Raw genomic sequence first — 13,644 nt, 5'->3', positions numbered from 1 at the left:
ACTGACGTGCCGATGGTGATTGAGGTCGCCTTGCCCGACTTCTCCGTCGCCTGGCGTCCGTCGAATCCGGTGATGTATAACCCAGGCGAATTCACTTCGACAGAAAGCGCGGCCATGCCGACGACCGAGGAACCGGCAGGCCCGTATGGGCCCGAAACCCCGGGCACCCGGCGGGTTTACCGGAACGGCGAGGCCGCGGACAAGCGCCCGACGACACCCACCCGAGCGTCTGCAGTACCTGAAGGAGTCCAGTGACCCCGAACCTCTTCCGTCGCACCGCCAGGGTCGCGGCGGCCACCGCCGTCGCCCTCGCGACCCTCGGTCTCACCTCCCCGGTGGCGCCGGCGGCGCAGGCGCCGGCCGGAGTCCGGAGCATCGCGCTCCAGGGCTCCGATCCCGCCCAGCGCTCGCTGTCGGCTCGGCGCACCGCGCCGTTCTCGATGCTCGGCGTCACGTGGACTGACCGGCGCGCCGCCCTGGGCGGCACGGCGCAGGTGCGTACCCGCGACAGTGTCACCGGTGTCTGGTCCGGTTGGCGTGATCTCGAACTCGACGTCAGGACGGCCGAGGTGGGGCCGGACGGCGACGACGCAGGAGTGCGGGCCGGAACTCAGCCGCTGTGGACCGGGCCGTCCGACGGCGTACAGGTCCGGGTGACCGGACAGCACGGCAAGCTGTCGATGCTGCCGGACGGGCTGCGCGTGGAGCTGGTGGAACCGGGCGCGACCGGGGCGACCACGGCGTCCACCGCGGTGAGCACGGCCCCGCAGCCCACCGTCGTTCCGCGTTCGGGTTGGAATGCCGACGAGTCGCTGGTGAAGGACCCGCCGACGTACACGACCGACACCAAGGTGGTGTTCACTCACCACACGGCGGGCACCAACGACTACACCTGCGCGCAGTCCCCGGAGATCATCCGCTCGATATTCCTCTACCACGTGCAGGGTCAGGGCTGGAACGACATCGGCTACCAGTTCCTCGTCGACAAGTGCGGCACGGTCTTCGAGGGCCGCGCCGGCGGCATCGACCGGCCCGTCCTCGGTGCGCAGACCTACGGCTTCAACACGGACACCTCCGGCGTCGCGGTCCTCGGCAACTACAACGACGCGATCTCCTCGCAGCCCGTGCTCGACGCGGTGGCCGCGGTCGCCGCGTGGAAGCTCGGACTGTACGGATACGACGCCGACGGCACCGTCGTCCTCACCGCGGCCGCCGACAACGGCAAGTACACAAAGGGCCAGAAGGTCACCCTGAACCGGATCTCCGGCCATCGCGACGGCTATCCGACCGAGTGCCCCGGCAACAACCTGTACGCCGATCTGCCGGCCGTCCGCGCGATTGCCTCGGCGGCGCAGGCGAGTTGAGCGCGTCCTGACGCCCGTGGCCAGGCTGCCTACGTCTTCGGCGCGCGCTGCTGGAGGGCGGTGCGGCCGGCCACGGACGTGACGAGCGCGAAGAAGAACAGCGGAATCGCGAGCGCGCTGAACACGGCGCTGCGCCACAGCATCAGAGCCAAGGGCGCGTGGACGACGAGCAGCGCGACGGCGAACGCCATCCCGAGGACCTGCCGAGAGCCGCGGGCCACCAGCAGGAGCGGCCGGCGCAGGCGAGGCGGGACCCGCCGGGCCTGGAACAGCAGCCACCCGCCCCAGCTGCCGACCAGCACGGCCGCGCACGCCAGGCAGGTGACGAGGGCGTCGGTGCCGGCGGCGCCCGCACGCAGGTGGGCGGAGCCCAACGACACCGCGATGGTTCCGGCGAGGGCCACCCAGCGGGAGCCCACGACTGTTCCCCAGGCCATGGTCTCCAGGTTGAAGCGGGCCTGGCGGTCCTTCAGGTCGAGGGCGGCGGACTGGACGAAGCCCTCGGCGGCACGGGTCCACGAGCCGGGGCGGAGCCGGCGGCGGCGCAGAAGGAGCAGCGAGAGGCCGTTGTGGGCCTGACTGCTGTCCGGGTCGAGACGCAAAGCCGTCTCGTAGGCCTGCAGGGCGACGCGGTGATTGCCTGTCTGATGGGCGGTCAGGCCGACGAGGAAGTGCGCGTCGCTCTCCTCGGGGGCGAGGGCGACGGCCGTGCGGGCCGACTCGTACGCGGCCCGCCAGTGCTTCCTGCGGGCGCCCTGGCTGAGGACGGCGCCGAGGGTGTAGTGGCTCGTCCAGTGCTGCGGGGCGAGTTCGACGACGCGGCGGGCGGAACTCTCGGCCTGCTGGTACTCCTTCAGAGCGAGCAGGACGTGGGCGCGCATCTGCCAGGCGCTCACCGAATCGGGTTCGACGCGCAGGGCCTCTTCGATGCCGGTGAGCGCCTGCTGTTCGTCGCCGAGGTGGTGCCGGCACCGGGCGAGCAGCACGAGCGCGGTGACGTCGTCGGGGTTGCCGACGAGGTGCTGGGCGGCGAGTGCGGCGGCCTGCTCGTAGCGCCCCAGATCGAAGAGGGCATCGGCCTGTTGCAGGGTCCGGTTCATCAAACCTTGTCCCGGTCGTGGGTGATGCTGAGCAGGTTCGGTACGAGTGCCAGCCAGAACAGGACCTGAGGGACGGTGCGCTCGCTCCACGGAACGGCCAGGAGCAGCAGCGCGCACAGGGTGGCCCAGGTGGCCTGGCCGAGCACGACCCTGGGCCAGAAGGAGCGGCGCACGAGCGCGAACACGGTGAGCTGCGCCCCGGTCCGCAGCCGCCGGTAGCGGCGCCACGCGCCGAAGCCCCACACCACGGCCATCAGGGTCAGCGCCCACAGCCGGGTGCCGAGAGGGGCGGGCAACTCCTTCGCCTCGGCACCGGTGGTGAAGACGTCGACGGTGACGGCGGCGATGGCCAGACAGAGCAGGGCGAGCCATCGGGTGCCGCGCAGCATCCGGTAGACGGCCCTGTCGAGGTCGGAGCGGAGCCACTCGGAGCCGGGGGCGGCGGCGAGCCCGCCGGCGTAGAGGTCGGCGGCCCGGGCGGCGGACGTGCCGGGCTTGCGGGCCTCGCGCTCGGTGGCCAGGGTGACGGCGAACTGATCGGCCGGGTCGATGCGCAGAGCCTGCCGGATGGACTCCTCCACCAGGTCGGAGCGGCTGTTGAACGCGGCGACCTTGTACAGGGTGTGCCACGTGTCGACCACGTCGGGGCCGAACCGCACGGCCTCCAGGGCTTCCTGGAGCGCCTCCTCCTTCGTCCCCACGAAGATCAGCATCTCGGCGCGCTGGGCGCGCGGGCCCCAGCGTTCGGGCGAGAGGCGGATGGCCTCGCGCTGAGACTGCTCGGCCTCGGGCAGCCGGCTCAGCCTGCGCAGGGCGAAGCCGCGCATGAAGTGCCCGTCGGCGAGCTCGGGTTCGAGCTTCAGCGCCTGGTCGGCGGCGTCGAGCGCCTCCTCGTAGCGGCGCAGGCCGCAGAGGGCACGGGCCCGCACGGTCCACGCCTCGTGGTCGTCGGGCGCCTCGGCCAGATGCCCGTCGAGGAGGGCGAGGGCCTGGTCGTGCCGATCTATTGTGTAGAGCTCCAGGGCCTGTTCGACCCGCTGGTGCAGGGACGTTCCACTCACAGCTTGCGCTTCTTCTTCAGGTAGGCGACGAGATCGTCGTACACACCGCCGTCGTTGGCGAACATGGCGACGTTACGGGCGGAGGCGAACCAGGATTCGCTGGACGGCTTGATCTGCTTGGCCGCGTTCAGGAGGTCCTTGGTGCCGATCATGCGGACGGTGCCGGAACGGGCGGAGTCCAGGAGCGCGTACTCGGCCGCGCTCTCGCAGACATGGGCGAGATCGGCGCCCGAGAAGTCCTCGGTGACCCTGACGATCTTGCCGAGGTCGACGGACTCGATGGGGCGCTCGCGCAGGTGGTACCGGAGGATCGCCTCCCGGGCCGGGGCGTCGGGCGGCAGCACGAGCAGGGTCCGGTCCATGCGGCCGGGGCGGCGCAGGGCGAGGTCCACGTCCCAGGGGACGTTGGTCGCGGCGAGCACGAAGACCCCTTCGTTCTGTGCGGCGTTGATGCCGTCGAGCTCGGTGAGGAGCTGGTTGACGACATTGCGCAGACCGCTGTGGTGGGTACGCGAGCGCTTGGCGCCGAGCGCGTCCAGCTCGTCGAGGAAGACCACGCAGGGCGCCTGGCGGCGGGCGGCCTCGAAGATGTCGTGGACGTTCTTCTCCGAGGTGCCGATGTACATGTCGAGGATGTCGGAGAGCGAGACCGACATGAAGCCGGCACCGAGCTCGCCGGCGACGGCCCGCGCGATGAACGTCTTGCCGCAGCCGGGCGGGCCGTAGAGGAGCAGGCCGCCGCGGAGCGACTTGCCGTACAGCTTGCGGAGTTCGGGGTTGCGCATCGGGGCGAGGAAGGCGGCTTCGAGCCGGTCCTTGACCTCCTGCATGCCGCCGACGTCGGCGAGACGTACGTCGCCGGGGGCGTCGATGTCCCAGGCCGACGCATCGGCCGGGTCGCCGCTGCCGTCCGCGGTCAGGGGGGCCTCGGTGGCGTCCTCCGCGTCGGCGGCGAAGCGGGGGCCGACGACATCGGCGACCTCCTGCTCGGCGGTGGCCCAGTCGAAGGCGGGGGGCTGGTCGCCGACCGTGGGCAGTTGCATGGCACGGACCATCAGGTCCCGCACGGCTTCGTCACCCGGCGCGTGCTGGAGCGCGACCGCGGCTTGCGTGACGGCCTCCTCGTGCCTCCCCTCCGCGAGGAGCAGTTCGGTGAAGTGCAGCCGCAGGGGCACGTCTTCGGGAGCGGCGGCGACAGCGGCCCGCATGCTACGGATGAGAGGAGACTCGTCGGACATGGGGTCAGCCTAGAAAGCGGCCCGTGGCTCTCGATCACCGGGTGCGGCCGAGATCGCCAGGCGCGCGGGGGCGCGGTGCCGTGATCCCCCGCCAATCGGTCGGACGCGCGCCTCGAACGGGTGAGGTGCGGGCTCCGTCGTGCTTGTCCCCAACACGTGGTGCCCGAGGATCGCAGGTGGCCGGTGGACTGCGGTTCCCGGGGCCGTACCGTCCGCCGTATCCCGGGAGGGCCGCCCATGCGCATCCTGCTCGTCGCCAGCAGCTTCAACAGCCTCACCCAGCGGGTCCTGGTCGAGCTGCGAGACCGGGGGCACACCGTTTCCGTGGAGGTCACCCCCGACGGGGCCGCCGTGCGTCAGGCCGTGGCGCGCCACGCGCCCGACCTGGTCGTCGCCCCGATGCTGAAGGCCGTCGTACCCCGGGACGTGTGGACGGCGCATCGCTGCCTCATCGTGCACCCGGGGCCCGTGGGCGACCGGGGGCCGACCTCGCTGGACCACGCGATCCACGACGGGGTCGACGAGTGGGGCGTCACCGTCCTCCAGGCCGACGAGGAGATGGACGCGGGCGACGTCTGGGCCTCCGTCGCCTTCCGCGTCCCGGAGGTCGGCAAGAGCGATCTGTACCGCAACGAGCTGTCCGACGCCGCCGTCACCGCCGTGCTCCTCGCCGTCGAGCGGGTCGCCGCCGGGGCGACACCGACTCCGCAGACCGGTGAGATCCGTGCCCGTCCCGCTCTCCGTCAGGAGGCGCGCCGGATCTCGTGGGAGGAGGACACCACCGAGACCGTTCTGCGCACCCTGCGGGCCGCCGACTCGCAGCCCGGTGTACGCGACCGGCTGCTCGGCGCCGAGTGGTTCCTGCACGGCGGCCACGCGGAGGACGGGCTGCTCGGAAGGCCCGGCGCACTGCTCGCCACCCGGGCGGGCGCGGTCTGCCGCGCCACGGTCGACGGCGCGGTGTGGATCCCGGAGCTTCGCGCCCGCACCGGCCCCGGCCGGCCCCGTGCCTGCAAGCTCCCCGCCACCATGGCCCTCGCGGGCAGGCTGCCGGAGCTCCCCGAACTTCCTGCGCCCGCCGACCCGGCGCCAGGATTCCGGACCTGGTCCGACATCCGGTACCGCGAGGAGGGACCGGTCGGCGTCCTGTCGTTCGCGTTCCCCGGCGGGGCGATGAGCACCGACCAGTGCCGCCGCCTGCTGGACGCGTACGAGACCGCCCGTACACGCCCCACGTCCGTCCTGGTGGTCGGCGGACAGCGCGACTTCTTCTCCAACGGCATCCATCTGAACGTCATCGAGGCCGCCGCCGACCCGGCCGCCGAGTCCTGGGCCAACATCAACGCCATGAACGACCTGGTCGAGGCGGTCCTCACCACGACCGACCGGCTCGTCGTCAGCGCGATCGGCGGCAACGCCGCCGCCGGAGGCGTGATGCTCGCCCTGGCCGCCGACGAGGTGTGGTGCAGGTCCGGTTCGGTGCTCAATCCGCACTACCGGCGCATGGGCCTGTACGGATCGGAGTACTGGACTCGTACCCTGCCCGGGAAGGTGGGCGGGGCTCTGGCCGCGCGGCTCACCGAGGAGGCCCGGCCGGTGTCCGCGGCGGCCTCGCTCGACATGGGCCTGGTCGACCGGGTCGTCGACTGCGGACCCGGGGAGTTCGCCGCAGAGATCACCCGGTTGGCCCTGCGCCTGGCTTCTCGTGACGGTATCCAGCCACGCGTCGCGGCGAAGAAGGCGGAGCACGAGCGCCGGGAGGCCGTCTCTCCCCTTGCCGCCCACCGCGAGCGTGAGCTCTCCCGGATGCGGCGGATCTTCGACGATCCTGCCGCGAGCTACCACGCACTGCGCCGGTCCTTCGTCCGGAAGGAGGATCCGCCGGCGCTGTCCCCGGACGGCCCAGGTGCGGGCGCGGGCGGATCGGCCGACTGTTAAGCAAGACCTAGGCCTGAAGCGAGGCCTCAGCCCCACCCCTCCTCAGGAGGCGACTCATGAGTGCAGTAAAGCCGGCCCCGGTCGAGGACCAGGGTGCCGCACCCGGCAGCGAAGAGAAGCCGATCCATATCCTCTGGATCAACGCGGGTCTGAGCTGCGACGGCGACTCGGTGGCCCTCACCGCCGCCATGCAGCCCAGCATCGAGGAGATCGCCCTCGCGGGGCTGCCGGGCCTGCCCAGGATCGCGGTCCACTGGCCACTGATCGACTTCGAGTGCGGCCCGGTGGGCGGCGCCGACACGTTCATCGAGTGGTTCTTCAAGGGGGAGCGGGGCGAGATCGACCCGTTCGTGCTGGTCGTCGAGGGATCCATCCCGAACGAGGCCATCAAGCAGGAGGGCTACTGGTGCGGCTTCGGCGACGACCCGGAGACCGGCCAGCCCATCACCACGAGCGAGTGGATCGACCGGCTGGCGCCCAAGGCGCTCGCGGTGGTCGCGATCGGCACCTGCGCCACGTACGGCGGCATCCACGCCATGGCGGGGAACCCGACCGGCGCGATGGGTGTCCCGGACTATCTCGGCTGGGACTGGAAGTCGCAGGCCGGCATCCCCATCGTGTGCGTGCCCGGCTGCCCCATCCAGCCGGACAACTTCGCGGAGACGCTGACCTACCTGCTCTACCAGGCGGCCGGCTCCGCGCCCATGATCCCGCTGGACGACAAGCTCCGTCCGACCTGGCTGTTCGGGGCGACCGTGCACGAGGGCTGCGACCGCGCCGGCTACTACGAACAGGGCGAGTTCGCCTCGACGTACGACTCGCCCAAGTGCCTGGTCAAGCTGGGCTGCTGGGGACCGGTCGTCAAGTGCAACGTCCCCAAGCGCGGCTGGATCAACGGCGTCGGCGGCTGTCCGAACGTCGGCGGCATCTGCATCGCCTGCACCATGCCCGGATTCCCGGACAAGTTCATGCCGTTCATGGACGAACCTCCCGGGGCCAGGGTCTCGGTCTCCGCCAGCGGCGTGTACGGCTCGGTGATCCGTCGGCTGCGAAGCATGACGGCCAGGACCGTGGACAAAGAGCCGAAGTGGCGGCACACCGGCGAACGGGTCACCACCGGCTACCGGCCGCCCTGGTGACCGTGACGCCCCCGCAGCACCCCCGCACCACCCTCATCCATCCCCACTGTTCGCGAAGTCGAAGAGTTCACGAAGGGCACCGCAGCGACCATGGCATCTCCGGCGAAGACGACGGGTGACGGCTCCGGCCTTGTGGAGATGGCGTGGGACCCCATCACCCGGATCGTGGGCAGTCTCGGCATCCACACGAAGATCGATTTCAAGCAGAAGCGCGTCGCGGAGTGCTACAGCACGTCCTCCGTCTTCCGCGGCTACAGCGTCTTCATGCGGGGCAAGGACCCCCGCGACGCGCACTTCATCACCAGCCGCATCTGCGGCATCTGCGGTGACAACCACGCCACCTGTTCCGTGTACGCCCAGAACATGGCGTACGGCGTGAAGCCCCCGCACCTCGGTGAGTGGGTCATCAACCTCGGCGAGTCCGCGGAGTACATGTTCGACCACAACATCTTCCAGGAGAACCTGGTCGGGGTCGACTACTGCGAGAAGATGGTCCGCGAGACCAACCCCGGGGTCCTGGAGCTGGCCGAGCGCACCGAGGCGCCGCACGCCGCCGAGCACGGCTACCGCACGATCGCCGACATCATGCGCTCCCTCAACCCCCTCGAGGGCGAGTTCTACCGTGAGGCGCTGCAGGTCAGCCGCTATACCCGGGAGATGTTCTGTCTGATGGAGGGGCGCCACGTCCATCCCTCCACGCTCTACCCCGGCGGTGTCGGCACGGTCGCCTCCGTGCAGCTCTTCACCGACTACATGAGCCGCCTCATGCGCTACGTGGAGTTCATGAAGCGCGTCGTCCCGCTCCACGACGACCTCTTCGACTTCTTCTACGAGGCGCTGCCCGGCTACGAGGAGGTAGGCCGCCGGCGCGTGCTGCTCGGCTGCTGGGGCGCCCTCAACGACCCCGAGCACTGCGACTTCACCTACGCCAACATGACCGACTGGGGACGGAAGATGTTCGTCACCCCGGGCGTCGTCGTCGACGGCAAGCTGGTGACCAACGACCTCACCGAGATCAACCTCGGCATCCGCATCCTGCTCGGCAGCTCGTACTACGAGGACTGGCAGGGACAGGAGCAGTTCCTCACCCACGACCCGCTGGGCAACCCGGTCGACCCGCGCCACCCGTGGAACCAACACACCATCCCGGCCCCGCAGAAGCGGAACTTCGACGACAAGTACAGCTGGGTCATGTCCCCGCGCTGGTTCGACGGCAAGGACCACCTGGCGCTGGACACCGGCGGCGGCCCCATCGCGCGCCTGTGGTCCACCGCGCTCTCCGGCCTCGTCGACATCGGCTACATCAAGGCCACCGGGCACAGCGTGGTCATCAACCTGCCCCGCACGATGACCAAGCCGGAGACCACCTTCGAGTGGAAGATCCCGAAGTGGAGCAACGCCCTGGAGCGCAACCGCGCCCGGACTTACTTCCAGGCGTACGCGGCCGCCGTCGCCCTGCACTGCGCCGAGAAGGGCCTTGAGGAGGTTCGCGCCGGACGCACGCAGACGTGGGAGAAGTTCGAGGTGCCGGACGAGTCCATCGGTGTCGGTTTCACCGAGGCCGTACGAGGTGTCCTCTCGCACCACATGGTGATCAGGGACGGGAAGATCGCCAACTACCACCCCTATCCGCCCACCCCTTGGAACGCCTCCACACGGGACACGTTCGGCACCCCAGGTCCGTACGAGGACGCCGTGCAGAACACCCCGATCTTCGAGGAGAACCCGCCCGAGAACTTCAAGGGCATCGACATCATGCGCGCCGTGCGCAGCTTCGACCCCTGCCTGCCGTGCGGCGTCCACATGTACACGGGCAACGGCAGGACCGTGAAGCAGATGCACGTGCCCACCGGCCTGAGCGGTCTTGCCGGATGAGCGCGACCACCGCCGAACAGGCGGGCCGACGGGTCGAGGAGGTCCTCGACCGGTTGGCGGAGAACGGCGACGCCGAGGCCTGCGCGGCGGCGGAGGAAGTCGTCCGCGTCCTCATGGAGTTCTACGGCACCGGCATCGCCCGCGTCGTCGACCTCCTCGGGCGTCCCGCCGCCCGTCCGCCCGCCGACCCGCTGGGCCCGCTGCTCGCGGACGAACTCGTCGCGAGCCTCCTCAACCTGCACGGACTGCACCCCGAGGACGCGCCGACCCGCATCGACCGCGCCCTGTCCACCCTGCCGCAGCCCGTGGAGAACGCCGGATTCGAGCCGGCGACAGGCGTGCTGAGGCTTCGGGCCGGCACCTCGGCCGGCTGCGGCTGCTCCAGTACCCAGGAGTCCGTCCTGCAGGCGGCCGTGGACGCCCTCGCCTGCTTCGCCCCCGAGGTCACGGACGTGGAGCTGGAGAGCGCCCCGCGCGAACCGGCGCTGCTCCAGATCGGCAGCCGACCTTTGCTCGCGGGCGCGGACGGCCGCTCATCGGCCGCCCGGTGAACGGGCCGCAGAACGGCGCCGTGCGGTCCCCGGGGCCCAGGGGCCTGCGCCGGTTCACCACCCCGCGCCCGCCCCGCGAGGAGCGCTGCGAACTGTGCGGCGCCCCGCTCGCGGCCGAGGAGCGCCACCCGCATCTCGTCGACACGGACAAGCGGGCCCTGGTCTGCGCCTGCGGCCCGTGCTCGCAGCTCATGGACCGCTCCGCCGCCTCCCCGGGACGGTTCCGGGCGGTCCCCGGCCGCTTCCTGAGCGACCCGGGCCACCGCATCGACGACCGGGCGTGGGAGTCGCTCCGCATCCCGGTCTCGGTGGCCTTCTTCTTCCGCAACTCCGCACTCGACCGCCCGGTGGCGCTCTACCCGAGCCCCGCCGGCGCCACCGAGAGCGAACCGGACGAAGAGGCCTGGCAGTCCGTCCTCGACGCCACTCGGCTCGCCGCCCACCTCGAACCCGACGTGGAGGCCCTGCTGCTGCGGCGCCACGAGGGCCGCACCGAGTGCTACCTCGTACCGATCGACCTCTGCTACGAACTGGTGGGCCGCATGCGACTGCACTGGCAGGGCTTCGACGGAGGCGCGGAGGCGCGGGCGGACCTCGACGCCCTCTTCGCCCACGTCCGCGGCCTGGCCCGCGAGCCGCAAGGGAGCCGACCGTGACCGAGTTCTCCTTCGCCTGCACCGACGTCCGCGCCGACGCCTACGCTGCCGGACCCACGCTCGTGTTCCGGCTGAGGATCACCGCCACCGGCGGCACCCGGGTCCACGCCATGGCCCTGCGCTGCCAGATCCGCATCGAACCCGCCCGGCGCGGCTACGACGACCACGAGGCCGCCGGCCTGGGCGACCTGTTCGGCGAACGCTCCCGGTGGGGCAGCACGCTCAACCCGGTCCAGTTCGCCCACGCCTCCGTCATGGTGCCCGGCTTCACCGGCGAGATCGAGACCGACCTCGTCGTGCCGTGCACCTACGACACCGACATCGCCGCGTCGCGCTACTTCCGGGCGCTCTCCGACGGCGACGTCCCGCTGCTCCTGCTCTTCTCCGGCACCGCGTTCACCGGCGCCGGCGGCTTCCACGTCGAGCCCGTTCCCTGGGACAAGGAGGTTTCCCACCGCATGCCCGTGAAGGTGTGGAGGGAGATGATCGACCAGCACTTCCCAGGCTGCGGATGGATCCGGCTCCCGGGCGACGCGATGGACGCCCTGCTCGCCTACCGCTCGCGCCGCGCCCTCCCGTCCTGGGAGGCCACCGTCGCATCCCTGCTGGAAGCGGCGGGGGAGAGGACACCATGACCACCGTCGCCTTCACCCCCGGCACCGAGGCGCGGCTCGCCGTCGCCCGGCATGTCGCCGACGCCGTCCTCTTCGAGGGATACGTCCTCTACCCGTACCGTGCCTCCGCCGCGAAGAACCGGCTCCGCTGGCAGTTCGGGGTTCTGGTGCCGCCGTCCTGGAGCGCCGCCGCCGAGGAGCACGACTTCCAGCTCACCGAGTGCCTCATGGAGCCCCGGGCCGGCGCCGAACTCGCGGTGGAGGTCCGCTTCCTGCGCGCCCAGCGGCGCACCGTCGAGGAACTCCGCGAGGACGGCACCTACGTACCGACCGGCGAACTCCGCCTGGCCGACCGGGTCCTGGTGGCCTGGGACGAGGGCGTCGAGGAACGCGTCACCCTCGCCGTCCCCGTCGGCGACCTGCGGGACGACGGCACCACCCTGCCCTTCACCCGACCCGCCGCCGAGGAGGTGGAGGAGGTCACCGACGCGGACGGGCGCGTCCTCGGCCGACTCGTACGCCGCCGCGAGGAGATCAGCGGCACCCTGCGGATCTCGGCGGCCGAACTCGACGGCCCGTACCGTGTCGAGCGCCTCTCGGTCACCGTGGAGAACACCAGCGCCTGGACCGCCGAGCTGGACACCGACCGCCACGCGGCGCTGCCGTACTCCCTCGTCGCCACGCACACCCTGCTCCGCCTCGACGGCGGCTCGTTCCTGTCGATGACCGACCCGCCGGAATGGGCCAGGGGCGCCGTCGCCGCCTGCCGCAACCTGCACACCTGGCCCGTCCTGGCCGGCGAACCCGGCCGTGCCGACCTGATGCTCTCCTCGCCGATCATCCTCGACGACCACCCGGCCATCGCGCCCGAGAGCCCGGGCGCACTCTACGACGCGACGGAGATCGACGAGATCCTCGCCCTGCGCACGGCAGCCCTCACCGACGAGGAGAAGCGCGAGGCCAGGGGGACCGACGCCCGCGCCGCGGCGGTGATCGAGCTGGCGGACACCATGCCGCCCGAAGTCCTCGAGCGTCTGCACGGAGCGGTTCGGAGCCTCCGGAGCGTCACCGGGCCTCCGGAGCCGACCCGCGACATCCTCGAACCGGAGACACCCTGGTGGGACCCGGGCGGCGACACCGGCGTCGATCCGGGCAGCGACCACGTCCTCGTCGACGGACGCGCGGTCCGCGCGGGCAGCAGGGTCGTCCTGCGCCCACGGTTGCGCCGCACGGACGCCCAGGACCTCTTCCTCGACGGGCGCAGCGCCCTGGTCGAAGCGGTCCTCCACGACGTCGACGGCGGCGTCCACATCGCGGTGACCGTGGAGGACGACCCGGGCGCCGACATCCGCCGCGAACAGGGCCGGTTCCTCTACTTCCAGCCCGATGAGGTCGAAGCCCTGGAGGACGCGTGAACGGTCCCGCGCCCGAGGCCCCGGCGCCCCGCACCCTCGTGGCCGGGGTGGGCAACATCTTCCTCGGCGACGACGGATTCGGCGTCGAGACCCTGCGGCGGCTCAGCCGGGAGGAACTCCCCGCCTCCGTCGAGCTGGCGGACGTCGGGGTCCGGGGCGTCCACCTCGCCTACGAACTCCTCGACGGCTGGGACACCCTCATCCTCGTCGACGTCACCGCGCGCGGCGGCGAACCGGGGACGCTCTACCTGATCGACGCCTCGGCGACCGGCGACCGCGGCTCCGGCACGGGGCCCGCGCCGCTCGACGGCCACCGCATGACGCCCGACGCCGTCCTCGCCCTCCTCGACACCCTGTGCGCGGGTACCGGCGCCGCGCCGCCACGAAGGATCCTCGTCGTCGGCTGCGAACCGGCCTGCCTCGACGAGGGGATCGGGCTCAGCCCGCAGGTTGCCGTCGCCGTGCCCGAGGCGGTGCGCATGGTGACCGAACTGGTCCGCCAGGAAGCCGTCGTATGAACACCGAAACGGAGAGCCCCATGCACAGGAACGTCCTCGGCGCCGCCCTCGCCGCCACCGCCGCCCTCGCCGTCGTGGCCGTCCTGGCGGGAGCCCTCCCCGACCTCCGGCGCTATCTGCGCATCAGCAGGATGTGACGCCCCTCGGCGCGGTGCCCCGCGCCGCGCCGTGCCCC

General features: G+C 71.5%; 13 protein-coding genes. 10 read left to right on the top strand and 3 right to left on the bottom strand.

Going from position 1 to position 13,644, the window contains the following annotated elements; genetic code table 11:
* The first annotated feature begins 251 nt into the window (after positions 1-251).
* Positions 252-1,364, top strand: coding sequence for an N-acetylmuramoyl-L-alanine amidase (locus tag R2D22_RS02875; protein ID WP_318100947.1), 1,113 nt, complete (start codon positions 252-254; stop codon positions 1,362-1,364).
* A 29-nt stretch (positions 1,365-1,393) separates the two neighbouring features.
* On the opposite strand, the gene R2D22_RS02870 is transcribed toward R2D22_RS02875, so the two are convergent.
* From R2D22_RS02870 to R2D22_RS02860, 3 genes are read right to left on the bottom strand one after another with little or no spacing between them, the layout of a single operon-like run.
* On the bottom strand, positions 1,394-2,464 hold the full coding sequence (locus R2D22_RS02870; RefSeq protein WP_318100945.1) for a tetratricopeptide repeat protein: 1,071 nt from the start codon (positions 2,462-2,464) through the stop codon (positions 1,394-1,396).
* Positions 2,464-3,525: a tetratricopeptide repeat protein gene (locus R2D22_RS02865; RefSeq protein ID WP_318100943.1), complete on the bottom strand. Its 1,062-nt coding sequence runs from the start codon at positions 3,523-3,525 to the stop codon at positions 2,464-2,466. The genes R2D22_RS02870 and R2D22_RS02865 overlap by 1 nt, the downstream gene beginning before the upstream one ends.
* On the bottom strand, positions 3,522-4,763 hold the full coding sequence (locus tag R2D22_RS02860) for an AAA family ATPase (protein ID WP_318100941.1): 1,242 nt from the start codon (positions 4,761-4,763) through the stop codon (positions 3,522-3,524). The genes R2D22_RS02865 and R2D22_RS02860 overlap by 4 nt, the downstream gene beginning before the upstream one ends.
* Before the next feature lie 237 nt (positions 4,764-5,000).
* Between R2D22_RS02860 and R2D22_RS02855 the strand changes: the two genes are divergently transcribed.
* From R2D22_RS02855 to R2D22_RS02815, 9 genes are all read left to right on the top strand, one after another.
* Entirely contained in the window at positions 5,001-6,701 is a 1,701-nt protein-coding gene (locus R2D22_RS02855) for a hydrogenase maturation protein (protein ID WP_318100939.1), read from the top strand.
* A 56-nt stretch (positions 6,702-6,757) separates the two neighbouring features.
* On the top strand, positions 6,758-7,840 hold the full coding sequence (locus tag R2D22_RS02850; protein ID WP_318100937.1) for an NADH-quinone oxidoreductase subunit B family protein: 1,083 nt from the start codon (positions 6,758-6,760) through the stop codon (positions 7,838-7,840).
* A gap of 90 nt (positions 7,841-7,930) precedes the next feature.
* The gene (locus R2D22_RS02845) at positions 7,931-9,715 is read left to right on the top strand and encodes a nickel-dependent hydrogenase large subunit (RefSeq protein ID WP_318100935.1); all 1,785 of its coding nucleotides are present in this window, start codon (positions 7,931-7,933) and stop codon (positions 9,713-9,715) included.
* Entirely contained in the window at positions 9,712-10,266 is a 555-nt protein-coding gene (locus tag R2D22_RS02840) for a hypothetical protein (RefSeq protein ID WP_318100933.1), read from the top strand. The genes R2D22_RS02845 and R2D22_RS02840 overlap by 4 nt, the downstream gene beginning before the upstream one ends.
* Complete coding sequence (locus tag R2D22_RS02835; RefSeq protein ID WP_318100931.1) at positions 10,263-10,922, top strand: DUF5947 family protein; 660 nt, start codon at positions 10,263-10,265, stop codon at positions 10,920-10,922. The genes R2D22_RS02840 and R2D22_RS02835 overlap by 4 nt, the downstream gene beginning before the upstream one ends.
* Positions 10,919-11,557, top strand: a complete 639-nt coding sequence (locus tag R2D22_RS02830) for a DUF6084 family protein (RefSeq protein ID WP_318100929.1) — start codon at positions 10,919-10,921, stop codon at positions 11,555-11,557. The genes R2D22_RS02835 and R2D22_RS02830 overlap by 4 nt, the downstream gene beginning before the upstream one ends.
* Positions 11,554-12,951: a hypothetical protein gene (locus R2D22_RS02825; RefSeq protein ID WP_318100927.1), complete on the top strand. Its 1,398-nt coding sequence runs from the start codon at positions 11,554-11,556 to the stop codon at positions 12,949-12,951. Before R2D22_RS02830 ends, R2D22_RS02825 begins: the two co-directional genes overlap by 4 nt.
* Positions 12,948-13,469 (top strand): hydrogenase maturation protease, encoded by a 522-nt coding sequence (locus tag R2D22_RS02820; protein ID WP_318100925.1) that lies wholly within the window; start codon positions 12,948-12,950, stop codon positions 13,467-13,469. The genes R2D22_RS02825 and R2D22_RS02820 overlap by 4 nt, the downstream gene beginning before the upstream one ends.
* Complete coding sequence (locus tag R2D22_RS02815) at positions 13,466-13,606, top strand: DUF6893 family small protein (protein ID WP_318100923.1); 141 nt, start codon at positions 13,466-13,468, stop codon at positions 13,604-13,606. The genes R2D22_RS02820 and R2D22_RS02815 overlap by 4 nt, the downstream gene beginning before the upstream one ends.
* Positions 13,607-13,644 lie beyond the last annotated feature (38 nt).

This window comes from Streptomyces sp. HUAS YS2 (assembly GCF_033343995.1).
GTDB lineage: Bacteria > Actinomycetota > Actinomycetes > Streptomycetales > Streptomycetaceae > Streptomyces > Streptomyces solicathayae.
This window is presented reverse-complemented; position numbering and strand designations above follow the sequence as displayed.

Coding starts and splice junctions, on each gene's coding strand:
- R2D22_RS02815 (WP_318100923.1), top strand. CDS start 13,466: ATGAACACCGAAACGGAGAGCCCCATGCACAGGAACGTCCTCGGCGCC.
- R2D22_RS02825 (WP_318100927.1), top strand. CDS start 11,554: ATGACCACCGTCGCCTTCACCCCCGGCACCGAGGCGCGGCTCGCCGTC.
- R2D22_RS02860 (WP_318100941.1), bottom strand. CDS start 4,763: ATGTCCGACGAGTCTCCTCTCATCCGTAGCATGCGGGCCGCTGTCGCC.
- R2D22_RS02855 (WP_318100939.1), top strand. CDS start 5,001: ATGCGCATCCTGCTCGTCGCCAGCAGCTTCAACAGCCTCACCCAGCGG.
- R2D22_RS02840 (WP_318100933.1), top strand. CDS start 9,712: ATGAGCGCGACCACCGCCGAACAGGCGGGCCGACGGGTCGAGGAGGTC.
- R2D22_RS02850 (WP_318100937.1), top strand. CDS start 6,758: ATGAGTGCAGTAAAGCCGGCCCCGGTCGAGGACCAGGGTGCCGCACCC.
- R2D22_RS02845 (WP_318100935.1), top strand. CDS start 7,931: ATGGCATCTCCGGCGAAGACGACGGGTGACGGCTCCGGCCTTGTGGAG.
- R2D22_RS02870 (WP_318100945.1), bottom strand. CDS start 2,464: ATGAACCGGACCCTGCAACAGGCCGATGCCCTCTTCGATCTGGGGCGC.